22 protein-coding genes are annotated in these 24132 nt (G+C 69.3%); 11 read left to right on the top strand and 11 right to left on the bottom strand.

Features of this window, described 5'->3' with window-relative positions:
* Positions 1-15: 15 nt before the first annotated feature.
* On the bottom strand, positions 16-924 hold the full coding sequence (locus ACFOGJ_RS02505; protein WP_379897857.1) for a DMT family transporter: 909 nt from the start codon (positions 922-924) through the stop codon (positions 16-18).
* On the bottom strand, positions 912-2045 hold the full coding sequence (locus ACFOGJ_RS02500) for a Rieske 2Fe-2S domain-containing protein (RefSeq protein ID WP_379897854.1): 1134 nt from the start codon (positions 2043-2045) through the stop codon (positions 912-914). The genes ACFOGJ_RS02505 and ACFOGJ_RS02500 overlap by 13 nt, the downstream gene beginning before the upstream one ends.
* Positions 2046-2212: 167 nt before the next feature.
* On the opposite strand from ACFOGJ_RS02500, the gene ACFOGJ_RS02495 reads away from it, so the two are divergent.
* A complete protein-coding gene (locus ACFOGJ_RS02495; RefSeq protein ID WP_379897851.1) occupies positions 2213-3406 on the top strand; it encodes a glycosyltransferase family 2 protein in 1194 nt (397 codons plus the stop codon).
* Here the strand turns inward: ACFOGJ_RS02495 and ACFOGJ_RS02490 are convergent.
* The 8 genes from ACFOGJ_RS02490 to hemE form a co-directional block, all read right to left on the bottom strand.
* Positions 3403-4338, bottom strand: coding sequence for a GNAT family N-acetyltransferase (locus ACFOGJ_RS02490; RefSeq protein WP_379897849.1), 936 nt, complete (start codon positions 4336-4338; stop codon positions 3403-3405). The two genes, ACFOGJ_RS02495 and ACFOGJ_RS02490, sit on opposite strands and share 4 nt — an antisense overlap.
* A 127-nt stretch (positions 4339-4465) precedes the next feature.
* Complete coding sequence (locus ACFOGJ_RS02485) at positions 4466-4942, bottom strand: DUF1499 domain-containing protein (RefSeq protein ID WP_379897848.1); 477 nt, start codon at positions 4940-4942, stop codon at positions 4466-4468.
* A gap of 111 nt (positions 4943-5053) precedes the next feature.
* Positions 5054-8179 carry an EAL domain-containing protein gene (locus ACFOGJ_RS02480; protein ID WP_379897846.1) on the bottom strand — a complete coding sequence of 1042 codons (3126 nt, stop codon included), beginning with the start codon at positions 8177-8179 and terminating at the stop codon, positions 5054-5056.
* Between the two features lie 200 nt (positions 8180-8379).
* Positions 8380-9012: a FecR family protein gene (locus ACFOGJ_RS02475; RefSeq protein ID WP_379897844.1), complete on the bottom strand. Its 633-nt coding sequence runs from the start codon at positions 9010-9012 to the stop codon at positions 8380-8382.
* A gap of 212 nt (positions 9013-9224) precedes the next feature.
* Complete coding sequence (gene rho / locus ACFOGJ_RS02470; protein WP_379897843.1) at positions 9225-10481, bottom strand: transcription termination factor Rho; 1257 nt, start codon at positions 10479-10481, stop codon at positions 9225-9227.
* Positions 10482-11203: 722 nt separating this feature from the next.
* Positions 11204-11641, bottom strand: a complete 438-nt coding sequence (gene hemJ, locus ACFOGJ_RS02465) for a protoporphyrinogen oxidase HemJ (RefSeq protein ID WP_379897842.1) — start codon at positions 11639-11641, stop codon at positions 11204-11206.
* 70 nt (positions 11642-11711) lie between these two features.
* Positions 11712-12878, bottom strand: a complete 1167-nt coding sequence (hemH, locus tag ACFOGJ_RS02460) for a ferrochelatase (protein WP_379897841.1) — start codon at positions 12876-12878, stop codon at positions 11712-11714.
* Positions 12879-12917: 39 nt separating this feature from the next.
* Positions 12918-13958, bottom strand: a complete 1041-nt coding sequence (gene hemE, locus ACFOGJ_RS02455; protein ID WP_379897839.1) for a uroporphyrinogen decarboxylase — start codon at positions 13956-13958, stop codon at positions 12918-12920.
* A 472-nt stretch (positions 13959-14430) separates the two neighbouring features.
* On the opposite strand from hemE, the gene ACFOGJ_RS02450 reads away from it, so the two are divergent.
* The 5 genes from ACFOGJ_RS02450 to dnaQ all read left to right on the top strand — a co-directional run bounded on the left by ACFOGJ_RS02450 (position 14431) and on the right by dnaQ (position 18309).
* The gene (locus ACFOGJ_RS02450; RefSeq protein WP_379897837.1) at positions 14431-15378 is read left to right on the top strand and encodes a pyruvate, water dikinase regulatory protein; all 948 of its coding nucleotides are present in this window, start codon (positions 14431-14433) and stop codon (positions 15376-15378) included.
* Entirely contained in the window at positions 15375-16004 is a 630-nt protein-coding gene (locus ACFOGJ_RS02445) for a Maf family protein (protein ID WP_379897835.1), read from the top strand. The genes ACFOGJ_RS02450 and ACFOGJ_RS02445 overlap by 4 nt, the downstream gene beginning before the upstream one ends.
* Positions 16001-16873: a shikimate dehydrogenase gene (locus ACFOGJ_RS02440; RefSeq protein WP_379897833.1), complete on the top strand. Its 873-nt coding sequence runs from the start codon at positions 16001-16003 to the stop codon at positions 16871-16873. Before ACFOGJ_RS02445 ends, ACFOGJ_RS02440 begins: the two co-directional genes overlap by 4 nt.
* A 50-nt stretch (positions 16874-16923) precedes the next feature.
* Positions 16924-17541 (top strand): dephospho-CoA kinase, encoded by a 618-nt coding sequence (gene coaE / locus ACFOGJ_RS02435; protein WP_379897830.1) that lies wholly within the window; start codon positions 16924-16926, stop codon positions 17539-17541.
* A 69-nt stretch (positions 17542-17610) separates the two neighbouring features.
* Positions 17611-18309: a DNA polymerase III subunit epsilon gene (gene dnaQ, locus ACFOGJ_RS02430; protein WP_379898024.1), complete on the top strand. Its 699-nt coding sequence runs from the start codon at positions 17611-17613 to the stop codon at positions 18307-18309.
* Positions 18310-18325: 16 nt separating this feature from the next.
* Here dnaQ and secB read toward each other — a convergent pair whose 3' ends face one another.
* Complete coding sequence (gene secB, locus ACFOGJ_RS02425; RefSeq protein WP_379897829.1) at positions 18326-18841, bottom strand: protein-export chaperone SecB; 516 nt, start codon at positions 18839-18841, stop codon at positions 18326-18328.
* A 326-nt stretch (positions 18842-19167) separates the two neighbouring features.
* Between secB and ACFOGJ_RS02420 the strand changes: the two genes are divergently transcribed.
* The 5 genes from ACFOGJ_RS02420 (at position 19168) to ACFOGJ_RS02400 (ending at position 24057) form a co-directional block, all read left to right on the top strand.
* Entirely contained in the window at positions 19168-19851 is a 684-nt protein-coding gene (locus tag ACFOGJ_RS02420; protein WP_379897828.1) for a Tim44/TimA family putative adaptor protein, read from the top strand.
* Between the two features lie 12 nt (positions 19852-19863).
* On the top strand, positions 19864-21099 hold the full coding sequence (gene mltA / locus ACFOGJ_RS02415) for a murein transglycosylase A (protein WP_379897826.1): 1236 nt from the start codon (positions 19864-19866) through the stop codon (positions 21097-21099).
* Positions 21100-21167: 68 nt separating this feature from the next.
* Positions 21168-21932, top strand: coding sequence for a (Fe-S)-binding protein (locus ACFOGJ_RS02410; protein ID WP_379897825.1), 765 nt, complete (start codon positions 21168-21170; stop codon positions 21930-21932).
* Positions 21932-23359, top strand: a complete 1428-nt coding sequence (locus tag ACFOGJ_RS02405; protein WP_379897823.1) for a LutB/LldF family L-lactate oxidation iron-sulfur protein — start codon at positions 21932-21934, stop codon at positions 23357-23359. The genes ACFOGJ_RS02410 and ACFOGJ_RS02405 overlap by 1 nt, the downstream gene beginning before the upstream one ends.
* Positions 23356-24057 carry a LutC/YkgG family protein gene (locus ACFOGJ_RS02400; protein WP_379897822.1) on the top strand — a complete coding sequence of 234 codons (702 nt, stop codon included), beginning with the start codon at positions 23356-23358 and terminating at the stop codon, positions 24055-24057. The genes ACFOGJ_RS02405 and ACFOGJ_RS02400 overlap by 4 nt, the downstream gene beginning before the upstream one ends.
* The last annotated feature ends 75 nt before the right edge of the window (positions 24058-24132 follow it).

Here is a 24132-nt window from a genome sequence, read left to right as displayed (position 1 = left end):
GGCGGACGGGATGGCTCAGCGCGGGCGCACGGGCGGGGCCGGGCGTGTCTCCCGGTGGGCGATATAGACGCCGGCCCCGACGATCAGGGCGCCACCGATCCAGACATTGCTGGCCGGGATCTCGCCCCAGACCAGATAGCCCAGCAGCGCCGACCAGAGCAGGGCGGTATATTCGAAGGGCGCCACCACCGCGGGCGAGGCGCAGCGATAGCCGTGCAGGATGGCGAACTGGCTGGCGAAGCCGATCCCGCCCAGCAACAGAAGCAGAAGCAGCCCCTCCCCGTCCGGCGTCCGCCAGTCGAACGGCGTGGCCGCGCCGCAGACCGCGAGGAAGGCAAGGTTCAGGTAGAACAGCTGCGCCGTGACCGGCACGGCGGTGCCGATCCGGCGGGTCAGGATCGCCGCCAGGCTCCAGCACAGCGCGCCGCCCAGGATGATCGCCGCGCCCGGTTCGATCTGCAGGTCGCCGGGCCAGAGCACCACGACGCAGCCGGCGAAACCGACGGCGACGGCACACCAGCGCCGCCAGCCGACCCGGTCGCCCAGCAGCAGCGCCGCCAGGCCGGTGATGATCACCGGCGCGGTCAGCAGCAGCACCGTGGCCTCCGCCAACGGGACCGTCCGCAGCCCGGTATAGAGCGCCATCGCGGCTGCGCCGGCAAACAGGATACGCAGCGCCACCAGCAGGCGGTGCGACCGCGGCACGCGCAGCACCGCCAGGCCGGCCAGGACCGCCAGCAGGGTCAGCAGGACGCCGGACAGGCCGCGGAAGGCCAGGATCTGCACCACCGCGAACTGCTCGCCCAGGAACTTGGCCAGGGCGTCCTGCAGGCTCAGCGCGAAGACCGCGGCGGTGACGAAGACGATCCCGGCAAGCGGCCGGTCCTCCGCCGCCGCACCCGCCGCCGGATTCAACTGCGCCACCGGAGGGTCTGCGGCTGCAGCGGGTTGGCAAAGGCCCGGTCCTCTGCCTGAGCGCGCTCCCATTCCCGGCTCAGCCGGTCGAACCAGCGCGCCTGCATGTCGGCGTCGTTGACCAGCATCAGGCGGTCGGCATGGGGCAGGCCGTGCTGCTGCTTGATCACCATCTGCCGGTCCTGGTCCAGGAAACGCCGCACCAGCACCAGCGCCAGCGGCTTCAGCACGGCCAGCCAGGGCAGGGTCCAGTAGAAGATCTGCCAGACGCGGGTGTTCTCCGCATCCACGGGCGTGATCGCGGTCAGTCCGACTGCGCTGTGGCGGCTGCCCTGGACCTGCTCGATCCGCAGGCCCGGCAGGGCATAGCGAATCTCGGTCGTCACATCCTCGCCGAAGATCCGGTAGGCACGGTTCTCCGGCGGCAGGGCATGCCGGACCATGCGCCAGCCCAGCGGCGCCGGTTCGAAATGCTTGGTCTTCTCCCGCAGCTTCCGCGCATTGCGCTTCCACCACCAGGACGTATGGACGAAGGCGGCATGGGTGGGATCCATCAGCCCGAAGGCGGCGTGATCGGCGGTGCAGGGAAAGGCCATGCTGGTGACAATGCCGGGCATCGCCGTCTCCGGCAGGCCGGGCATTTCAGGCACCGGCGGCGGTTCCGCCCCGTTACCGATGGCGCTGCCGGCCTGTTCCGGCATGAACACCCAGATCAGGCCCTGCCGCTCGGCGACCCGGTAGGCGCCGCAGCGGATCCGCGCCAGATTCACCTTCTGGTCCGGCAGCAGTGACGGGATCTCGCAGGCGGTGCCGCTGCGGTCGAAACGCCAGCCATGATAGCCGCACATCACCGTCTCGCCGTCGAACCGGCCGTAACGCAGCGGAATGCCGCGATGCGGACAGACGTCGCGCAGTGCGAAGACCGCCCCCGCCCGGTCGCGGCACAGCAGCACCGGCTCGCCCAGCAGGGTCACCGGCCGCATCTCCCCCCGTCGCAGGTTGCGGGCCGGCGCCGCGAGATACCAGAGGCCGCGCAGCAGGCTGGCCCGCGACCGTCCCATCGCGGTCGCCGCCTCGCGTTCCGTCTCCCGCTCCGGCCCGCTGCCGGCTGGCATCGACAAGCTGTTCACCCTGCACCCGTCCTCAGGAAGGTGGCCTCCGCCCGCCGCCGCGGCCACAATGGCGCCGTCGGCGGGCCTGCCGGAACAAGGTCCATGGCCCGGCCGGTGTCAAGCCCGTCCCGCACCGCCCAGCCGCATCAGGCATCGCCCAACCGCATCACGCATCGCCAGGTCACATGTCCCCGCCATTCTTCACCGTAATCGTCCCGACCCGCGACCGCGCCGGCACCCTGCCGCACAGCGTCAGGTCGATCCTGGCGCAGCGGTTCGGCGATCTCGAGGCCATCGTGGTCGACAATTGCAGCGCGCCGCCCGCCGCCGAAAGCCTGGCCGGCCTGGACGATCCCCGCCTGCGCATCCTGACGGCGCCACGGCGCCTCGCCATGCACGACAACTGGGAATTCGGCCTGTCGCAGGCGCGCGGGCGTCATGTGATGTTCATCGGCGACGACGATGCCGTCATGCCCGACGGGCTGGAGCTCGCCGCCCGGGTCCTGCGCGACAATGCGGCAGAGGTCCTGGCCTGGCCGCGCCACGACTACAAATGGCCGGATTCGACCCTCTATCCCGGCCTGATGATCGTGCGCCAGGGCGACCGGCTGGGTGCCTATGACGGCGCGGCCCATCTGGCCGCGCTCTTCGCCTGGCGCCAGCAGTCGCGCTTCGTGACCTCGATCTATCACGGCCTGGTCTCTGCCGACCTGATCGCGCGGATCCGGCAGGCGCAGGGCGGCCGGTACTTCGCCGATCCCGTCTGCGACATCGAATCAGAGATGCTGAACGCCTACTACGCGTCCCGCATCCTGGCCTGCGAGCGGCCCCTGACGATGAACGGCCATTCCGGCGCCAGCAATGGCGGCGCCAACGGCGAAGCCGCCGCCATCCGCGCCGCGCACAGCCGCTTCGCCGCCGAGGCCGGCCTGGCGGAAGCCGATCTGGTTCCCTATGGCTGGGATTTCCCGCTGTACATGCCGACCATGGTCGCCGGCTGCCAGGCCCGGGTGAAGGCGCGCCATTTCCCGCAGGACGACCGCTTCGCGCCCGACAGGGCGGCCCTGCTGCAATATCTGGCCAACACCTATTTCGTCTTCGGTGAAGCGGCGTTCGACGACCTGACGGCGCGCCTGCGGCGGATCGCCGTCGCCCAGGGCATCGATCCGGGCAGCGTGAAGCTGCCGCCCCCGGACCGACGCAAGGTGGAGATGAGCTTCGCCACCGGCATCCGGCCGGGCGAGGACGGCAGGCACTCGGTGGTCATCGACAGCCGCAAGGCGGGCATCGACACGATCAGCAAGGCGGTGCAGCTGGCTGATGCAATGATGCCCGCCATCCCGGAGGTGGCGAACCCGCCGCCGGCCGGACCGACCTAGGCCTTGTCGGCACTCCCGGCGTCGTCCGCGCTCCGGGCGTCCAGTTCCTCGCGATCGAAATGGGCATAGTATTTCGGTGCGACCCGCTCGATCGGCAGGATGATGCAGACGTCCGTGGTGCCAAACTGCTGGTCCACCACGGCCCCATCGCCGATATAGCAGCCCAGCCGCAGATAGGCCTTCACCAGCGGCGGCAGTTCGTGCAGCGCCCGGCGCGGCACCACCTCTTCCGCCGGAATCAGGTCCATCCGGGTGTAGAGGTGCGGCAGCGCGACGGCACGCAGCTCCGGCGGCGCCAGATGATGGTGGTACAGGTAGCTCAACGGCACGGCCAGGCGTGCCGGATCGCGGCCCGGCATGCTGGCGCAGCCGAACATCAGCCGGATGCCATGGTCGAATACGTAGTAACTGAGGCCCCGCCAAAGCATCTGGATCGTGGCGTTGGTGCGGTATTCCGCCAGGACGCAGGACCGCCCCAGCTCCATCAGCCCGCCCTCGCTCGCCGGCACCGCATCCAGCAGCGGCGCAATGTCGTATTCCGATGCCGAATAGAATCCCGCATGGGATTCCGCCACCGCCCGGCGCAACAGCCGGTAGGTGCCGACCACCCGGTCGCCTTCCGGCCGCTTGTGGTCCAGCACCAGAAGATGGTCGCAGATCGCATCGAACGCATCTGCGTCGCGCCGCAGCCGGGCCATCTCCGCGTCGGGCCGGGCGTCCATCTCTTCATAGAAGACGTGGTAGCGCAGCGCCTGCGAAGCCTCGATATCCTTCGGGTCGCGGGTCAGGCGGATCTCGAACCGGCCATCCCCGGCGGACAGGGACCAGGCATTGGGATCGCGGCCGACGGCACGCGCCTCCGACGGCCGTGGCACCCGGTCGCCACGCTCCGGGGAAGCGCCGTCCTGCAGCGATTTGTGGAGCAGATTCATCCTTCAGCCTCGTCTGGGCGATTCTCGGTGTCGGACCGGATGGGGTCAAGGGCGGCAGAAGCCCGACCCCGGCCACCGGCGATGCCCGTCCCGGATGGCAGGCCGTGGCCCTGGCGGTTGCGGGAGGTCACGGCTGCAGATCCGCCAGCCAGGTTTCGATCCGCTCCCTGTTCACGCCGTAGTCCGACCGTCCGTAATGCGATCGGCTGTAAACGGCAAGGGTGGACCGCGCCTGCGGCAGCGGCAGGAAGCGAACGGTGACGGTATCGGGATAGCCGATCAGCAGCGAGCGTTGCTCGACATCGACCTGTCGCAATGCCTCGTCCTCCCGCAGCACCGTGACCCGCGGCTGCCGGTCCAGCATGTCCATCCACGCCGATTGCAGCCGATCCGCCGGCACGTCGAATTCCGGACTGGGCACCGTCTGCCGCGCCGCATCGCAATAGCCGGGGGGACACAAGAGATAGGTATTGGGTGTCGCCGGCGGAACCAGGGACTGGAAGGAAACCGCGCTGCGGTCCGGCGAACCGAACAGGAACTCCAGGATCGCGGCACGGCCGAACACCGCCCCGACCAGCATCCAGAGCACCACCAGGAGGGTCACGACAGTGACCAGCCAGATCAGGATGCGATTGACGATGAAACTGTCTCCATCCGGTTCGCGCCACCCGGGCGGCGGCTGCCGGTCCGCGCCTGTGCCGCCGCCCGCCGGCGGTCAGGCCTTCCGGGCCACTTCCAGCAGCCCGTACTGCCGGTCCAGGAGTTCGCGCACCATCTCCTCCGGCATCGGGCGGCCGAAATAATAGCCCTGCCCGTAGGTGATGGGCAGGGTCCGCAGGGCGGCGATCTGGTCCTTCCGCTCGATCCCCTCCGCCACCATCTCGCGCCCCAGATTATGGCCCAGGGTGGCGATCGTCTCGACGATCTCCATGCCCTGGCGGCTTTCCGCCAGGCGCGAAGTGAAGAAGCGGTCGATCTTCAGCAGGTCGAACGGCAGGCGGTGGATATAGGCCAGGGAGGAATGGCCGGTGCCGAAATCGTCGATCGAGATCTTCACGCCGAGCTCGGCGATCTCTTCGAGGGTGGCGATCGCCGTTTCCGGATTGGCCATGGCGACGCTTTCCGTCAGCTCGATCTTCAGCGCCCCAGGCCGCACGCCCGACATCTGCAGCGCCTGCTTCACCTGGTCGACCACCACCCGCTCCGCCAGCTGCCGGGCGGAGACGTTGATACTCAGCCAGATCTCGTCGCCGTAGCGCCGGTGCCATTCCGCCAGGGTGCGGCAGCCGAGGATCAGGGCACGCTGGCCCAGCTCGACGATCAGCCCGGTCTCCTCCGCCAGCGGTATGAACTCCGCCGGCGACACGAAGCCCCGCCCCGGATGACGCCAGCGCATCAGGCTCTCGAAGCCGGCGATCTGCCCGTCGGTCAGGCGCACGATGGGCTGGTAGTGCAGCAGGATCTCGCCCTCCTGCGCGATTGCCCGCCGCAGTTCGTTCTCGACGTCCAGCCGCTCGGTGACCCTGGACTGCATGTTCGGGTCATAGCCGCAGACCCGCGCGCCGCCATTGGCCTTCGCCTCCAGCATCGCCAGGCGGCTGGCGCGGATCGTGACCTCGGCATCCTTGGTCTCGCGCCCCGCCAGGACATAGCCGATGCTGGCGGTCAGGACGATCCGGCGACCGCTCTCGGCATGAGCGCTGCTCAATGTCTCCTGCACCTTTTCCGCATGCGCCAGGGCCGCCGCGCCGTTGGCGATCCCCTCCACCAGCAGGACATATTCGTTGCCGCCCACCCGCGCCAGGGTATCGGCCTTGCCGACCAATGACCGCAGGCGCCGACCGACCGCGATCAGCACCCGGTCGCCCGCCGCATAGCCCAGGCTGTCGTTGACCAGGGTGAAGCGGTCCAGGTCGATGTAGAACAGCGCGATGCCGGCGGTCGCCCCGCTGTCGTAGCGCGCCAGCGCCTGGCCCAGGCGTTCCTTCAGAAGCACCCGGTTCGGCAGGTCCGTCAGGCGGTCGTAGAGATTGCCGTGGACGATCTCCTCTTCCATCCGCTTGGATTCGGTGATGTCCGTCTGCGAACCGGCCATCCGCGTCGGGGTGCCGTCCTCCTTCCGGATAGCGACCCCGCGTGCGCGCATCCAGCGCGGCATGCCGTCGCTGTGCATCACCCTGTACTGGTGGTCGAACTGCCCGGTCTCCCCGCGCAGATGCACGTCCAGCTGGGCGCGGAAATCGGCCCGGTCCTCCGGAAACAGCCAGGAGATCCAGTCCTCCAGCCGCTCGATCTTGTCCTCTTCCAGGGCGCCGACCATCTCCCGCCAGCGCTGCGAGACATAGAGCTGCCCGTCCTCGATCGCCCAGTCCCAGACGCCGTCATTGGCGCCGCGCGTCGCCAGCGCATAGCGTTCCTCGCTGCGCCGCAGCTCGTCCTCCGCCTCACGGCGGCGCACCTCCTCCGCCCAAGCGCGATCCACGGATATCGCCAGGAAACCGAGGGCGAAGGCGGCGGTCGGCGCCACCACGCCGATCACGATGTACAGCTCCTGGAACAGGACCTGCTGGAAAGCCCACCAGCCTGCGATCAGTCCGAGGGTCAGCAGTCCGGACCAGAGGGTCCGCACCGTCGCCGTCATCCAGGCGACCAGGATGCCCCCCAGCAGCACCGCGGCGATCTCCAGCGCAGTGGCCCAGTCGGGCGTGCGCGGGGTCAGTCCGTGCAGCAGCTGGTCGATTACCGTCGCATAGCGCTCCGCCCCCGGCATCATGGTGGAGAACGGCGTCTCGAAGGTGTCGTTCAGTCCCAGCGCGGCGCCGCCGATGATCACGAGGCGGTCGTGGAACACCGACGGGTCCACCCGCCCCTGCGCCACGTCGGCAAAGGAATAGGTCGGGTATGTGCCGGCCGCACCGGCATAGTTGATCGGCAGGCGCAGGTGCCGGTCCAGCGGCACGCGGCGATCGCCGAGCCGGATCTCGTCCGGCAGGTTCAGCCGGATATCGTCCGGAGCGACCCCCAGGAAATCCGCGGTGGCAACGACCGGCAGCGACGGATAGAGGCTGTCGTTGTAGGCCAGGACCGGGAATTCGTAGCGCGGCGAACCGTCGGTATCGAAGAAGATCTGGACATGTCCGGTGCGGCGCGCCTGCTCGCCGATCGACGCCACCGGCGCAAGAAGCCGGCCCGGCGCCGCCGGCAGGCGATGCGACATGCCGTCCGGCAACCGGTAGTGGCGGTAGGCGCTGTCCTGCACATAGCCGGGTTCCGGCGGCCCCGCGCCCTGTCCGGCCGGGATGTCCGAAGCGGCTCCGTTCTGCCCGTTTCCCGCGGCGACGGTCACCTTGCCGTTCCGCGGCGGCTGGAAGGCGTAGGGCATGATCACGTTGCCCAGGCCGCCGATGGTCTCCCCGAAGCGGCTGTCGACATTGGCCTGGGTCAGCAGCTGCGCCAGCGGCAGCCGCATCCGGTCCTCCGCCGGCAGGGCTGCGATGGCGGCATGCAGTTGCTGCTGCAGCGCCGTCGGGATGTCCTCCTGCCGCTCGGTGAACAGCATGTCGAACACGATGAGCCTGGGTTCCGCGGCCTTCAGGCTGCCGAGGGTGCGGCTGAAGACATCGCGCGACAGCGGCCAGCGGCCGAGCTCTGCGATCGTCTCGTCATCGATCAGCAGGACAACGACCTCGTCCCCGACGTCGCGCGGGCCGCGCAGCGTGTAGCGGAGGTCGATGGAGGCGGCTTCGAGATTGCGCAGCAGCGGGACGCGGTCACGCAGGATCGTGAAACCGATTACAAGGCCCAGGATCAGTGTCAGGACGGTGATCTGTCTTGCGTTCACGATTACGATCCCGGCCCGAGACGACACGGCGCGGGGATTCCGTGCCGTAATCGGACATTGCGGCTGCAGATCGCAGTGTCTGGGTCCGTGGCCGCGCGGCGCGTTGTCTCAAATTCGTCCGAAAATTCCCGTTCCCGTACAGGAGCCCTCCGTTCGTGCAACATCTGCACCAACCGGGGCGCCCTGCAGGCCGGCGGACGTCAGTCCAACTTCGTCAGCGCGAATACCTTCTTGATCCGGTCCGTTCCCCAGGCCGCCGGCGGCGTCGGCGTGCCGCCCTTCGGGACATCGGTGCCCCGGTTGTTCTGCACCGTCACCGGTCCGCCGGCTCCGCTGGCCGCAGAGACAGACACGATTCCGTCGATCACGAAGACACCGGTATTGTCGGCGCTGGCTTCCACCACGAAGGCGGTGCCGCGCACCGCCGCAACCGCCGTCGGCGCCGCAACCGCGAACTGCCCGTTTGCCGGCATGGTGTCCACGATCGCCCGCAGGATCCCCTCCGCCAGGCGCAGGAGGCCGCCGGGCTTCGTCTCGGACTTCATGTCATAGGATGCGACCTCCAGGTCGCTGCCCGGACCGACCACCACCGTGGAACCGTCCGGGAACTGCAGGCGGACCCGGCCGTCCTGCCCGGTAAGGACATGATCCGCGGAATGGATCGGGTCGCCGACATTCAGGTCGATCCGCTGGCCGGCGCTTTCGCGGTGCACCGTGCCGCTGACCTTCGATGCGACGGCAATCCTGTCGGCGGCCGCCAGGGCGGCGCCCGCCGGTCCGCTGCCGCCGGACAGGACCGGCATCGCCAGCCAGGTCCCCAGGCCGACCGCCATGCCCAGACCGATACTGCGTGCCAGACGCTTCGCGGCGTCTCGCCGGCCAATGCCGGGCCCAGCCCCTTCGCTTCGCATTGCCAAACCCTCGTGCCTTCGCGGACCTGCCCCAGCGACGCTCGCCGCTCGCCGGGCGCGGTACCGACCCGCAGCTTCCCCGACCGGACCCTAGCCCAAACCGCGACGGACGCGAAAGTCCGTCGCGCGGCGGCTCAGGTGTTCATGCTGTCGAAGAAGTCCTGGTTGGTCTTGGTGTGCTTCAGCTTCTCGATCAGGAATTCCATGGCATCGACGACCCCCATCGGCATCAGGATCCGGCGCAGCACCCACATCTTTGCCAGGGTGCCCTTGTCGACCAGCAGCTCTTCCTTCCGGGTACCGGACTTGGTGATGTCGATCGCCGGGAAGGTGCGCTTGTCGGCCAGCTTCCGGTCCAGAATGATCTCGGAATTGCCGGTGCCCTTGAATTCCTCGAAGATCACCTCGTCCATGCGGGAGCCGGTGTCGATCAGCGCCGTGGCGATGATCGTCAGCGAGCCGCCTTCCTCGATGTTCCGCGCGGCACCGAAGAAGCGCTTCGGCCGCTGCAGCGCATTGGCGTCGACACCGCCGGTCAGCACCTTGCCCGACGACGGCACCACCGTGTTGTAGGCACGTGCCAGGCGGGTGATGGAATCCAGCAGGATCACGACGTCCCGCTTGTGCTCCACCAGGCGCTTGGCCTTCTCGATCACCATCTCGGTGACCTGAACATGCCGCGCTGCCGGCTCGTCGAAGGTGGAGGAGATCACCTCGCCGTTCACCGACCGCGACATGTCGGTCACTTCCTCCGGCCGCTCGTCGATCAGCAGCACGATGAGGTAGACCTCGGGATGATTGGCGGTGATCGAATGTGCGATGTTCTGCAGCAGCACCGTCTTGCCGGTGCGCGGCGGCGCGACGATCAGGCCGCGCTGGCCCTTGCCGAGCGGCGAGATCAGGTCGATCACCCGGGACGACATGTCGCCCTTCGGCGGTTCCGACAGCTCCAGGCGCAGGCGCTCTTCCGGGTAGAGCGGCGTCAGGTTGTCGAAATGCACCTTGTGCCGGACCTTCTCCGGATCCTCGAAATTGATCGCGGTGACCTTCAACAGGGCGAAATAGCGTTCGCCGTCCTTCGGGCTGCGGATCGGGCCTTCCACTGTGTCGCCGGTGCGCAGGCCGAAGCGGCGGATCTGGCTGGGGCTGATGTAGATGTCGTCCGGCCCGGGCAGGTAGTTGGCCTCGGGCGAGCGGAGAAAACCGAAGCCGTCCTGCAGGATCTCCAGGACCCCGCCGCCGGTGATCTCTTCGCCGCGCTCGGCCAACTGCTTCAGGATCGCGAACATCATGTCCTGCTTGCGCAGGGTCGATGCGTTCTCCACCTCAAGCGACTCTGCCGTGTTCAGCAGCTCCGTCGGCGACTTTTCCTTAAGTTCCTGAAGATTCATGGAACACTCTTACTTCGTCGGGACCGTGGCAAGGCAGGAATTCCGATCCGCGCGGTCCGGCACGGAGGGATCTCGAGTTCTGATAAGACCTGGAAATCTGTTGAAAGGCGCCGTCTTCCGGAGGTCGAGCCCGGCGTCGACGCAACGACCGGCATCCCAGATCCCGAGGCGCGAAACCCGCCGGGACAGCAGATGCGAGGCTGGAGGCGGGCCGGCGGAACGCCGCGGCGATCACCCGTCCGCAAAGGTCACCAGGGCCATCGCCGCGATACGGGACTGGCGCTCGCCAGAAGCCAGGATCCCATCCTGAAAACATCCGGTCAGCTGCCTTCGTTCCGTCGCGCTATGGCCCGGTCGCGGACTTCGCCGTCGCGGGTTGCAGGTTCGCTCCGCCTTCCCTGTGCATCGCCACCGGCCTGGAAAGCCGGCCGCCCAACCGCTGGCAATCGATTACCGACCGTGCCAGCCATGGTCCTCCCGGACATGGGCCATGGTTTCTATCTGTTTCGGGAGCCGCCAATCCTGTGGAACGTGAACTCAGACGGGCCGCCAAGCCGCTTCGGGTGCGGCGCCTGCGTCTGATTGCCCATCACCGGCAGTGCGACTTCGAGGATCAGCCCCGGAAGGTCTGCAGCGCGATCAACGGCGTTCCAAGGAAATGGCTGGGCAAAGTTGTAAGGTCCAAAAGATGCTAATTCACTGCCGGTCCGATTGCAAGGTCCCTAGAACGGCTTGACGATCACGAGGATGACAATCGCGATCAGAAGCACCGTCGGGATCTCGTTGGCGACACGATAGAAGCCGGCGCCATGCCGGTTGTCGTCCGCCGCGAACTGCCGCCGCCAGCGCGCATAGGCGGCATGGACGAGCTGCATCAGCACAACCAGGGCGAGCTTCGCATGCAGCCAGCCGTCCGCCCACCAGGCCGGCCCGTCGCCCAGGCCGAATGCCAGGGCCAGACCGGTGATCCAGGTAACGATCATCGCCGGATTGATGATGCCGCGCAGCAGGCGCCGCTCCATCACCTTGAAGGTTTCCGACAGCTCGCCGCCCTTGGCCGCCGCGGCGTGGTAGACGTAGAGCCGCGGCAGATACAGCATGCCGGCCATCCAGGCGATCACCGCCAGGACATGGAGCGCCTTTAGCCAGAAATACCACATCGACCTTCCCCCTGATTTCTTTATGCCGCCTGATGTCCTCTTCCGGACAGCTTGCAGGCATCAGGGCCGTTCAGCTGCCGATCATGCTGCCGCAGGGACAGCCTGCCGCATCGGCCGGGCAAAGGCGACCGGCGGCGCGACCGATCCGCCCTTCGCCGCCCACGGCCTGGCCGGCGCTGCCCAGAAGCTCGAGTTCCGCGGCCACCAGTCCCGCCAGGCTGTCGATGAACGCGGCCGCCGTGCCGACGGCCGGCACCCGGCGATAGCCTGGCACGCCGACACGTTTCGCCAGTTCCGCATATTCGATATCGAGCTCGACCAGGGTCTCGGAATGCTCCGAGACGAAGGCGATCGGCACGACCACGAGCGCGACCCCGTCGGCGCCGGCCCGCTCCACCTCCGCGTCGGTCGAGGGCCCGATCCATTCCAGCGGGCCGACCCGGCTCTGGTAGCAGACGGCCCAGTCCAGCGGCACCCGCTCCGGCAGGCTGTCCGACACCGCCTCCGCCAGCGCCGCCGCGGTGACCTCGACCTGCCATTGGTAGGGATCGCCGCCCTCGACGATGCGCTTCGGCAGGCCATGGGCGGAGAACAGCAGCCGCACCGGACGGCGCTTTCCGGTTCCGGACGGCGCCTCCGCATCGAGGGCGCGCACCGCTTCCACCACGGACTCGGCCTGTGCGGCCACGAAACCGGGCAGTTCCGGATAGCAGCACAGGGCGCGGGTCGGGGCGTTCAGCCCGGCGCGTGCCGCAACCCGCTGCCATTCCGCTACAGAAGAGGCCGACGTTGTCGTCGAAAATTGCGGATAGAGCGGCAGCAGCAGGACCCGGTCGGCGCCCCAGTCGCGCACCGCGGCGGCGGTTTCCGCGGCACGGGGATGCCAGTATCGCATCGCGATGAAGCAGCGCAGGGACGTCTCGTCCTCCTCGCCGCCAAGCTCCCGCTGCAGCGCGCCGGCCTGCGCCTCCGTCAGCGGCAGGATCGGCGAACGGCCGCCGATCTGGCCATAGATCTCCCGCGCCACCGGCGCCCGCCGCCTGGCGATCAGCCAGGCCAGCGGGCGGCGCACAAGCCCCGGCAGGCGAAGGATCGCCGGGTCGCTGAACAGGTTGAACAGGAACGGTCGCACGGCTTCGGGCCGGTCCGGACCGCCCAGGTTCATCAGGACAATCGCGGTCCGCCCGCTTCGCCCTGGTTCCGTTCCGTAAATCCCGTCTCCGCCTCGATCGGCCATGCCATCCCCCACGTGACGCCCGTCCCGGGCCCGCCTGCCTCAATCGCCGCGGAGAAGTCGCAGAAGCGCCGCGACATTGTCCGGCGGTGTCTGCGGCAGGATGCCATGGCCCAGATTGAAGACATGCGGTCGATTGCCAAGGGCGGCAAGGATGCCGGCAACCGCCTGCTCCAGTGCCCCGCCGCCGGCAATCAGCGCCAGCGGATCCAGATTGCCCTGGACCGGCAGGCCGGGCGGCAGGACCCGGTCCGCCCAGGCGGGGTCGGTGCCGGTATCAAGCGCGATGACATCGACACCGGTGGATGCCGCATATTCGGTCAGCAGCCCGCCGCAGCCGCGCGGAAAGCCGATCACCGGAACGTCGGGGTGCCGTGCATGCAGCGTGGCGACGATCCGCGCCGCCGGAAGTTGGCACCAGCGGCGGAACTCCGCCGGCGCGAGGGCGCCGGACCAGCTGTCGAACAGTTTCACGGCCTCCGCCCCGGCGGCGATCTGGGCCTCCAGATAGGCAATCGTGGTCTCGGTCAGGCGATCGATGAGTGATTGGAAGGCTGCCGGCTCCCGATAGGCGAACAGCCGCGCCTGCACCTGCTCCCGCTCCGTGCCGCCTGCGACCATGTAGGTGGCGACGGTCCAGGGCGCGCCGGCAAAGCCGATCAGGGTGCAGTCATCGGGCAGCGCCTGTTGCACCCGGGAAACCGTCTCGAATACGGGCGCCAGCGCCGGAAGCGGGTCGATGTCCTGCAGACCGGCAATCGTTGCCGCATCCTGCAGCGGATCAAGCCGTGGTCCTTCGCCCTCCACGAAACGCACCTCGCGTCCCAGTGCGTGGGGCAGGAGCAGGATGTCGGCGAACAGGATCGCGGCATCGAAGCCGAAGCGGCGGATCGGCTGCAGGGTGACCTCTGCAGCCATCTCCGGCTGGAAGCAGAGATCAAGGAAGGAGCCGGCTCTGGCACGGACCTCACGATATTCGGGAAGATAGCGGCCGGCCTGGCGCATCAGCCAGGCGGGCGGCGGCGTGCGCCGCCTGCCGCGGGCTACGGCGAGCAGAGACTTGTCCGCGTTCGCTGCGGTCATGCCGGACGGATCCATCTGGGATCACCCATCAAAGACTCTTTTCTTTGGGTGGAAGTGGAGGAGGTAGGTCCTGTGAATCGCGCGGATCAAATCCTGTCCACAGGGGTGGCGCGAAATTTGGGGACAATCCGGTGATCCCCCGTGCGGCGGCGAGTGCCTGTGGACAGCGCCTGTGTAGATCAGGGGCGATGATGGCGCAAACCGGTGGTCATCCTGGCCGGAGGCAGGTATGCCGGCGGCCGCGCCGGATGCCGGGGAAAGTGGGGACAGATGGCGCTGGCGCCCGGATCATCCCCGTCTTGCGCCCTCTCTGCGGCGGCGGCCTTGGTTCGGGACAGACGCTCTGTTAAGTCGCTTACAACTGATATGCTGTCCACATGGGCCGGAGAATGACCCTGTTTCATCCCCGCTTTGCGGAATCCATCCACAGCCGCCGGAGCGCCGCCCGCTCCGCAGCGGGTGGGGTCCGGCCGTGAGCGCATCGTCCGTCGCACCGTCGGCCGCGCCCGCGGGCACGCCGGCGGCGCGCTTCCACATCCACCTCGTCTCGGATTCGACGGGAGAGACGCTGAAGGCGATAACGGCGGCCACCCTGGTGCAGTTCCCGAACGCGCGGAGCGAGACGCGGCGCCATGTCTGGTCGCTGGTGCGCACCCCGGGCCAGATGCAGCGGGTCCTGAAGGCGATCGAGGCTCAGCCCGGCATGGTGATGTTCACCCTGATGGATGCCGAGATGCGCAGCCTGCTGGAACAGGGATGCCGCCGCATGTCCGCCCCCTGCATCGCCGTCCTCGACCCGGTGCTGGCGGCGATGAGCAGCTTCCTGGGCGAGCAGGCGGTCACCCGGCCGGGCCGGCAGCACCAGCTGGACAGCGCCTATTTCAGCCGGATCGACGCGGTCCAGTTCACCCTCGCCCATGACGACGGCCATCTGAGTGACCGGCTGGCGGAGGCCGACATCGTCCTGGTCGGCGTGTCCCGCACATCCAAGACACCGACCGCGATCTATCTTGCCAATATGGGCATGAAGACGGCGAACATTCCCTTCGTGCCCAACATGGACCTGCCGGAGGAACTGGACGGCCTGACCCGGCCGCTGATCGTCGGCCTGACGAACTCGCCGGAGCGGCTGATCCAGGTGCGGCGGTCGCGGCTGCGCTCGCTGAAACAGGACGGGGAGACCGTCTATGTGGACCCCGATGCGGTGCGCGAGGAGGTCGCCCAGGCGCGACGGCTCTTCGCCGATCACGGCTGGCCCGTGATCGACGTCTCGCGCCGCTCCATCGAGGAGACGGCGGCGGCGATCATCACCCTCTACGAACGCCATCGGGACAAGCTTCAGGGCAATCGGCAGTCGCCCGACAGGAATGTGGTGGAGGACCGCCCGGGATCCGGAGCGCCGCGGGGTGCAGGCGAGTGAGCGGCCGGCAGTCGTGCCTGCGTCCCGTCGTCCTGGCTTCGGGCAGTGCGGCGCGGCGGGACATGCTGTCGCAGGCGGGCATCGCGGCGGTGCTGCAGCCGCCCGGCCTGGACGAGGCACCGCTGAAGGCGGAACTGCGGGCGGCGGGCGCGACCGCCGACGAGACCGCGCTCGCTTTGGCCCGGGCCAAGGCGGAGGCGGCCCTGCGGCAATGGCCGGCCGGCAGGGCGGCGCCGGTGGTGATCGCCGCCGACCAGGTCCTGACCTGCGGCGGCGAATGGTATGACAAGCCGGCCGACCTCGCGGCCGCCCGCCGGCAGCTGCTTGCGTTGCGGGGACGAACCCACCGGCTGACCAGCGCGGCCATTGTCTGGGCCGGGGAAGACAGCCCCTGGCAGGCGGTGGACAGCGCCGACCTGACCATGCGCCGGTTCGGCGATGCCGCCCTGGATGCCTGCCTGGCGCGGGATCCGCAGGCGGCGCTCGCGACGGTGGGTGGCTACAGGATGGAGGGGCCCGGCTTGCAGCTGTTCGAACGGTTCGAAGGCGACTGGTTCACCATCCTGGGCATGCCGCTGCTGCCGGTGATCGCGCGGCTGCGCCATCTCGGGGTGGTGCCGGAATGAGCGCGGCGGATTCCGGGCCCGTGGCGCGGGCCGGCGTGATCGGCTGGCCGGTCGACCATTCGCTGTCGCCGGTGATGCACCGGCACTGGCTGTCGGTGCATGGCATCGATGGCCGCTATGACCGCATCCCGGTGCCGCCCGATGCGCTGCCGGCGGCATTCGACCGGGTGCGGACGGGCGAACTGCGCGGCTTCAACGTCACCCTGCCGCACAAGCTCGCCGCACCGGCCCTGGTCGACATCGTCAGTGACAGGGCCCGCCGGGCCGGCAGCGTGAATACCGTCGTGCGGCGCAGTGACGGCAGCCTGGAAGGCGACAGCACCGACGGCTACGGCTTTCTGGAGAGCGTTCGCGAGATCCGCCCCGACTACAGGCCGGCGGCGCGGCCGGTCTGCCTGCTGGGGGCCGGCGGCGCGGCACGTTCGATCGCCGCCGTGCTGCTGGACGCCGGCTGCCCGGAAGTGCGCATCGTCAACCGCTCTCCCGACCGGGCCGCCGCGCTGCACGACCATCTCGGCGACGGCATCCGGCTTCATGACCTGGATGCGGCGACCGTGGCGGCCGCCGGCTGCGGGCTTCTGGTGAACACCACCAGCCTGGGGATGAAGGGCCAGCCGCCGATGGATCCGGCATTGCAGGGCGCGCTGCTGGCCCCGGCCGACGACACTGTCCTGGTCGCCGACATCGTCTACACTCCGCTCGCCACCGCCCTGCTGCAGGCCGCAGCGGCGCGAGGCCTCGCCACGGTCGACGGGCTCGGCATGCTGCTGCACCAGGGGCGACCCGGCTTCGCCGCCTGGTTCGGCGTCGCGCCGGCCGTCACCGCGGCCCTGCGGCAGGCCATGCTGGACCACCTTCGGGCCGGCTAGCACCGGGCGTCATTCGAACCGCAGGACCATCGCAGGGGGAAGCGACCGACATGCTGCATCTCGGGCTGACCGGCTCCATCGGCATGGGCAAGAGTACCGTGGCGGCAATGTTCCGCGACCTCGGCGTGCCGGTGTTCGATGCCGATGCGGCGGTGCATGCGCTCTATGCCCGCGGCGGTGCGGCGGTCGCACCGATGCAGGAAGCCTTCCCGGACGCCGTCGTCGACGGCGCCGTGGACCGCCAGCGTCTGGCCCCCCTGGTGCTGGGGGATGCAGCGGCACTGAAACGGCTGGAAGGCATCGTCCATCCGCTGGTCGGCCAGATGCGGCAGCGCTTCCTGGCGGAAGCGGAGGCGGCGGGCGCGCCGTTCGTGGTGCTCGACATCCCGCTGCTGTTCGAGACGGGCGGGGAGAAGAATGTCGACGCCTCCGCCGTGGTGAGTGCGCCGGCGGAGGCGCAGCGTGAACGGGTCCTGGCACGTCCCGGGATGACCGAGGAAAAGTTCGACTCTATCCTGGCGAAGCAGGTACCGGATGCGGAGAAGCGGGAACGGGCCGATTTCGTCATTCCCACCGGCAGCAGCCTGGAGGAGACGCGGGACCATGTCTCCCGGGTCGCTGCGGCAATGCGCCGGCGCGCCGAGGAAGGCACGCCAGCTGCGGATTGATGACCCGGCCAGGACATGCAGGGCCTTCCCGGCGGGCTTGCCGGGACGGAAAGGATGCGAGGGCTGATGCTGCGCGAGATCGTGCTGGATACCGAGACCACCGGCCTGAACCCGAACGGCGGCGACCGGCTGGTCGAGATCGGCTGCCTGGAGCTGCGCAATCACGTGGCGACGGGCGAGAGCTTCCACGTCTACCTCAATCCCGAACGCGACATGCCGGAGGAGGCGTTCCGCGTGCACGGCCTGTCGGCGGAATTCCTCTCCGGGCACCGCACCTTCGCGGAGGAGGTGCAGGCCTTCCTGGACTTCATCGGCGACGATCCGCTGGTGATCCACAATGCCAGCTTCGACATGGGCTTCCTGAACGCGGAACTGACCCGGCTGGGCCTGCCGGTGCTGGCGATGGACCGCGCCGTGGATACCGTGCGGATGGCGCGCAAGCGCTTTCCCGGCGCGGCCGCCAGCCTGGATGCGCTGTGCAGCCGGTTCGGCATCGACAATTCCGCGCGGACAAAGCACGGCGCCCTGCTGGACGCGGAACTGCTGGCCGAGGTCTATCTGGAACTGCTGGGCGGCCGCCAGACCGGCCTCAGCCTGCAAGTGGAGGAGGAGGCCGGCCTCGCCGCGATGACCGGCGCCGCCCCGCGGCCGCCGCGGCCGCACGCGGCGAGCGCCGCGGAACAGGCGGCCCATCTGGCCTTCCTGCAGGCGAAGATCGCCGAACCGATCTGGCTGCGGGGCGAAGGCGCGGAGGAAGGACGGGGTTGAGGCTGGGCTCCGGCGCTCAGCTCTCGTCCGCGCCCTGATCTGTGGCACCCTGATCGGCAGCAGCCTGGCCGGCACCGGCCTGGGTCGCGCGGCTGCGCTGGTACAGCTGGTTGAAGTCGATCGGGTCCAGCAGCAGCGGCGGGAAGCCGCCATCCCGGGTGGTGTTCGCGATGATCGTCCGCGCGAACGGGAACAGCAGGCGGGGGCATTCGATCAGGCAGGCCTGCTCCAGATGGCCCTGCTCGAAATTGCGCAGGACGAACAGCCCCGCATAGTCCAGCTCCACCACGAAGGCGGTGTTTTCCGCCTGGCGGCAATGCCCGTGGATGCGCAGCACGACCTCGTACATGTTGTTGCGGAAGCCGCGGGCCTGTACATCGACATTGACCTCGATCTGAGGCTGCGGGGCGTCGCTGGCCAGTGACTCCGGCGCGTTCGGGTTCTCAAACGAGAAATCCTTCACATATTGTCCGGAAACGGAGATCGACGGTGCTTCCGGCGCGGACGGATCCTGGGCTGCGGCGTTGCTCATGGGTCAGGCCTTTTCGGGTCTGCAGCCGCCTGGGCCAAATGGCCCGGCATCGGCGGCAATCTGGGGAACGGGCAGGCCGAAGCGGTCGATGCGTGACCGCTCGCCCGCCGCTGCCGGCTGGGCTGCTAGCATGGATGCGCCGGAGGCGGCAAGGCGGATATCCGGCGCCGTCGCGGCAGGTTGGTTGCGGCTGTGCTGGACCCTGCGCCGTCAACCGGTTAGGGTGCGGTCTGCTGTTCGCAACGGATCGGCCGCGCTGGAAACACTGGCCCGAGACTTCCGGAGCCTTGCTCTCCGGCGCGTCGGGCCGATGAGGTACGGATACGATGGGCGGCGATTATCAGTTCCTGGAAATTCTTCTCCTTGCCATGGTGGCGGGTTTCATCCTGCTGCGCCTGCGCGGCGTGCTGGGGCGACGCACCGGGCATGAGCGGCCGCCGCGGGGCCTTCCCGGATCCCGCGACGTGCGGAACGAGGACAAGGACCAGGACGACGAGGAAGAGAAGATCATTTCCCTGCCCGAACGCGGTGCGAGGGACGGTGAAGAGCCGGAGCCTGCCGGCCCGCCCGGCCTGGCGCAGGTGCGGCGCCTGGATCGCAATTTCAGCGAACAGCAGTTCCTGCAGGGCGCCCAGGCCGCCTACGAGATGATCGTGACGGCCTTCGCGAAGGGCGAGAAGAGCGAGTTGCGGCCGCTTCTGTCCGATGACGTCTATCGCAGCTTCGAGGAGGCGATCGACGCGCGCGACCGCGCCGGCGAGACGCATGAGACGACCCTGATCGGCATCAAGTCGGCCACGATCTCCGAAGCCAATGTCACCGGCCGGGTGGCGGAGGTGACGGTGAAGATCGTCGCCGAGCTGATGAACCAGACGAAGAACGCGCAGGGCGAGGTGATCGGCGGTTCCGGCAACACGATCGAGATCGTGGCCGAGTACTGGACCTTCCGGCGCGACCTCTCCTCCTCCGACCCGAACTGGGTGCTGATCGCCACCAGCGACCAGCAATAGGCTGCCGCCAAGGTGCGGCTGTCCCCCTTTCCGCAATTGCCGGGCGAATTCACGGCGACGCCCATCGGACCATCCGGCGGGCCATCCGGCGGGCGGCCGCGGCGCCGGTCCTGGCTGCGGCATCTGCGCCTGGCCGCGGTTCTGGGCGCGGCCCTGGTGCTGACCGATTGCGCCGGGCGGCAGGAGCCGGGGCCCGACCTGGCGCTGACGCCGGACACCTATTCCGCCATGCGGGGCTGGGCGGCGGACGATCACGACGCGGCCATACCGGCCCTGCGCCGGTCCTGCGACCGGATCATGGCGCAGCCGGCGGAGCGGTCCGCCGGGCCGCGGCCGGAATTCGGCCGGATCGGCGACTGGCAGCCGATCTGTGCGGCCCTGGCGCAGACCGGGGTCCTGGACCGGATCGCAGCACGCGACTTCTTCGAGACGCATTTCCGGCCCTACCAGGTGGCCGGGCCCGGTGGCTATGACGGTCTGTTCACCGGCTATTTCGAGGCGAGCCTGCGGGGCGCCCGTCGCCCGGACGCGCGCTACCGGTATCCGCTGTACCGCCTGCCGCCGGAACTGAAGAACGGCGCGAAGCCCGACGGCTTCCCCGACCGCGCGGCGATCGCCGGCGGCGCCCTGGCGGGGCGGGGCCTGGAACTGGTCTGGGTGGACGATCCGGTCGACGCCTTCTTCCTCCATATCCAGGGATCGGGCCGGGTTGCGCTGGAAGATGGCAGCGCGATGCGGGTGGGCTATGCCGGCCAGAACGGCCATCCCTATTTCGCCATCGGCCGGGCGCTGATCGACCGCGGCGAGGTGCCGAAGGACCGGATGTCGATGCAGGCGATCCGGGACTGGCTGGCGGCCCACCCGGACCAGGCCGACGCCCTGATGAACATGAACGCCTCCTACATCTTCTTCCGGGAGCTGGACGGCGACGGGCCGGTCGGCGCGCAGGGCGTGGCGCTGACCCCGGAACGCTCGCTGGCGGTGGACCGGACCCTGTTCGCCTACGGCCTGCCGGTCTGGCTGGACACCGACCTCGACGGGGCCTTCGGCGGCGAACCGCCGCCCTCGGGCCTGCCGCTGCGGCGACTGATGATCGCGCAGGATACCGGCGGCGCGATCCGCGGGGCGGTGCGCGGCGACGTGTTCTGGGGCCATGGGCCGGAGGCGGCCGACCGTGCCGGCCGGATGCGCGATCCCGGCCATATGTGGGTCCTGGTGCCGCGCAGCCTGGTGCAGCCAGCCGCGTGACACGGTCGCCGTCCCGGCGGCGGCGCGATGCTATACTGCCGGCAACGAAAAGAGAGCGAGGATCAGCGATGTCGCAGGGGCCGCATGTCGCCCTGTTCGTCACCTGCCTGGTGGACCTGTACCGTCCGTCCGTCGGCTTCGCCGCGGTGCGCCTGCTGGAACGGGCCGGCTGCCGGGTCAGCGTGCCCGATGCGCAGACCTGCTGCGGCCAGCCGGCCTATAACAGCGGCGACCGCGCCTCCGCGACCCGCCTGGCCCGGCTGCTGGTCGACACCTTCGGCGACGAAAGCTTCGACCATGTCGTGGCGCCCAGCGGGTCCTGCGCCGGCATGCTGTCGCGGCATCTGCCGGCCCTGCTGGCCGACGATCCGGCCTATGCGGCCCGCGCGGACGCGCTGGCGGCGCGCTGCCACGAGCTGACCGCCTTCCTGGTCGATATCTGCGGCATGGACGATGTGGCGGCGCGCTTCGACGGCCGGGTGACCTACCACGATTCCTGCTCTTCCCTGCGGGAGGGCGGGGTGGCGGCGCAGCCGCGGCAGCTGATAGCCGGGGTCGCCGGCCTGGAGCTGGTGGAGGCGGCCGAGCGGGAAGCCTGCTGCGGCTTCGGCGGCACCTTCTGCGTGAAGTATCCGGACATTTCCGTGGCAATGGTCGACCGCAAGGTCGACGCCATCGAGGCGACGGGCGCGGAGCTGGTGCTGGCCGGCGACCTGGGCTGCCTGCTGAACATCGCCGGCCGGCTGACCCGCCGCGGCTCCGCCTGCCGGGCGCGGCATGTGGCGGAGGTGCTGGCCGGAGAGACGGCCGCCCCGCCGCTGGGGGGCCGGTGATGGAGCTGGCCGCGCACCGCTTCAAGGAACAGGCCCGGACGGCGCTGGACGACCGCATCCTGCAGGACAGCTTCGCCCGGATCGGCGGCAAGTTCGGCGATGCCCGGTCGGCGGCGGTGGCCGGCCTGCCGGAATTCGACGCGCTGCGCGACGAGGGGCTGGCGATCAAGAGCCATGTCCTGGACCATCTGGATGTCTATCTGGAGCGGTTCGAGGCCGCGGTGACGGCCCGCGGCGGGAAGGTGCACTGGGCCGCCACCCCGGCCGAGGCGCGGGAGGCGATCCTGGCGGTGGCACGCGCGGCCGGCGCCCGCACCGTCACCAAGGGCAAGTCGATGGTGGCGGAGGAGATCGGCCTCAACCCGTTCCTGGAACAGAACGGCGTCGAACCGATCGAGACCGACCTGGGCGAATACATCATCCAGCTGGCCGACGAACCGCCCAGCCACATCATCGCGCCGGCGGTGCACAAGACGAAGGCGCAGGTCAGCGACCTGTTCCACGAACATCACGCGCGCTATGGCAAGACGCGGAAACTGACCGACGGCGGCGACCTGGTGGCCGAGGCGCGCGAGGTACTGCGGCAGAAATACATCGACGCCGATATGGGCATCACCGGCGCCAACTTCCTGGTGGCGGAGACCGGCTCCACGGTGATCGTCACCAACGAGGGCAATGGCGACCTGACCCAGTCCCTGCCGCGGGTGCATCTGGTGCTGGCCAGCATCGAGAAGGTGGTGCCGACCCTGGAGGATGTCTCCACCCTGCTGCGCATCCTGGCACGGTCGGCCACCGGCCAGGAGATGTCGGTCTACACCACCTTTTCCACCGGTCCGAAGCGCGACGGCGACCTGGACGGGCCGGAGGAATTCCATGTCGTCCTGCTGGACAATGGCCGCTCCCGGCTGCTCGGCGGGCCGGCGTCGGAGGTGCTGCGCTGCATCCGCTGCGGTGCCTGCATGAACCATTGCCCGGTCTATCGGGCCGTCGGCGGCCATGCCTATGGCTGGGTCTATCCGGGGCCGATCGGGGCGGCCATCGATCCGCATTTCCTGGGGGTGAAGGAGGCCTATCACCTGCCGCAGGCCTCCTCATTCTGCGGGCGCTGCGAGGAGGTCTGCCCGATGCGGATCCCGCTGCCGAAGATCATGCGCCACTGGCGGGAGGAGGCGTTCCGCCAGTCGGTGACGCCGGCGATGCAGCGCCATGCGGTGCGGGCCTGGGCCTGGCTCGCGGCACGGCCGCGGCTCTACCGCATCGCCGCCCGCCTGGCGGCCCGCGGGCTCGCCCTTGCCGGCGGCCGGCGCGGCCGTGCCGCGCGCCTGCCCTTCGCCGGCAGCTGGACCGCCGGGCGCGACATGCCGGCACCCGAAGGGCGCAGCTTCCACGATCTCTGGGCGGCGCGGGGCCGGGAGGGGCGGCATTGAGCGGCGCCCGCGACCGGATCCTCGGCGGCCTGCGCGACAGCCTGGCGGCCCGCCAGCCCGGCCGCGACCGCGAGGCGGCGGCGGCAGAGGTCGAGGGCCGGCTTGCCGCGCGGGCGCGCAACCTGGTGCCGGCGCGGGCGCAGCTCCCGGTGGCGGAAATGCGGGACCTGTTCGCGGCGAAGGCGGTCGCTGCCAATGCCACCGTCGACCGGGTGCCGGCGGCGGAGGTGCCGGCGGCGCTGATGCGCTATCTCAGCGACCGCAACCTGCCGGCCGCGGTGGCGATGAGCCCCGACCTGGCGCTGGACCCCTATCCCTGGCAGCAGGCCGGGCTGCTGGACATCGCCCGGCGCCGGGCGGTGCCGGAGGATGCCGTTTCCGTCACCCCGGCCTTCGCCGGCATTGCGGAGACCGGCACCCTGATGCTCTGGTCGGCGCCGGAGCGGCCGACCAGCCTGAACTTCCTGCCGGAAACCCATGTCGTCGTGCTGCGCGCCGGCGATGTGGTGCCGGCGCTGGAGGATGCCTGGACCCGGCTGCGGGCGGCCCAGACGGTGACGGCGGGCGACCGTGCCTTTCCGCGCACCGTGAACCTGATCACCGGCCCGTCGCGTACCGCGGATATCGAGCAGGAGCTGATTCTGGGCGCGCACGGGCCCCGGCGGCTGCATATCCTGCTGGTCGAGGACGAGGACTAGGTCGTAAACTCATAAATTTGTAGCATGGGATTGCGAACAGTGATTCAAGCTCCGTGAGGAGGAGCTTTGATGAGC

The sequence above is a fragment of the Marinibaculum pumilum genome, assembly GCF_042646425.1.
In the GTDB taxonomy this organism is placed as follows: Bacteria; Pseudomonadota; Alphaproteobacteria; order Ferrovibrionales; family Ferrovibrionaceae; genus Marinibaculum; species Marinibaculum pumilum.
Note: the sequence above shows the minus strand (reverse complement) of the source record. Positions and strands in the feature narration are given on the sequence as shown.

Excerpts from the sequence above, each read along its gene's own strand:
- ACFOGJ_RS02495 (WP_379897851.1), top strand. The coding sequence starts at position 2,213 with ATGTCCCCGCCATTCTTCACCGTAATCGTCCCGACCCGCGACCGCGCC.
- ACFOGJ_RS02490 (WP_379897849.1), bottom strand. The coding sequence starts at position 4,338 with ATGAATCTGCTCCACAAATCGCTGCAGGACGGCGCTTCCCCGGAGCGT.
- ACFOGJ_RS02475 (WP_379897844.1), bottom strand. The coding sequence starts at position 9,012 with ATGGCGGTCGGCCTGGGGACCTGGCTGGCGATGCCGGTCCTGTCCGGC.
- rho (WP_379897843.1), bottom strand. The coding sequence starts at position 10,481 with ATGAATCTTCAGGAACTTAAGGAAAAGTCGCCGACGGAGCTGCTGAAC.
- hemJ (WP_379897842.1), bottom strand. The coding sequence starts at position 11,641 with ATGTGGTATTTCTGGCTAAAGGCGCTCCATGTCCTGGCGGTGATCGCC.
- hemH (WP_379897841.1), bottom strand. The coding sequence starts at position 12,878 with ATGGCCGATCGAGGCGGAGACGGGATTTACGGAACGGAACCAGGGCGA.
- hemE (WP_379897839.1), bottom strand. The coding sequence starts at position 13,958 with ATGACCGCAGCGAACGCGGACAAGTCTCTGCTCGCCGTAGCCCGCGGC.
- ACFOGJ_RS02440 (WP_379897833.1), top strand. The coding sequence starts at position 16,001 with ATGAGCGCGGCGGATTCCGGGCCCGTGGCGCGGGCCGGCGTGATCGGC.
- coaE (WP_379897830.1), top strand. The coding sequence starts at position 16,924 with ATGCTGCATCTCGGGCTGACCGGCTCCATCGGCATGGGCAAGAGTACC.
- secB (WP_379897829.1), bottom strand. The coding sequence starts at position 18,841 with ATGAGCAACGCCGCAGCCCAGGATCCGTCCGCGCCGGAAGCACCGTCG.
- ACFOGJ_RS02420 (WP_379897828.1), top strand. The coding sequence starts at position 19,168 with ATGGGCGGCGATTATCAGTTCCTGGAAATTCTTCTCCTTGCCATGGTG.
- ACFOGJ_RS02410 (WP_379897825.1), top strand. The coding sequence starts at position 21,168 with ATGTCGCAGGGGCCGCATGTCGCCCTGTTCGTCACCTGCCTGGTGGAC.
- ACFOGJ_RS02405 (WP_379897823.1), top strand. The coding sequence starts at position 21,932 with ATGGAGCTGGCCGCGCACCGCTTCAAGGAACAGGCCCGGACGGCGCTG.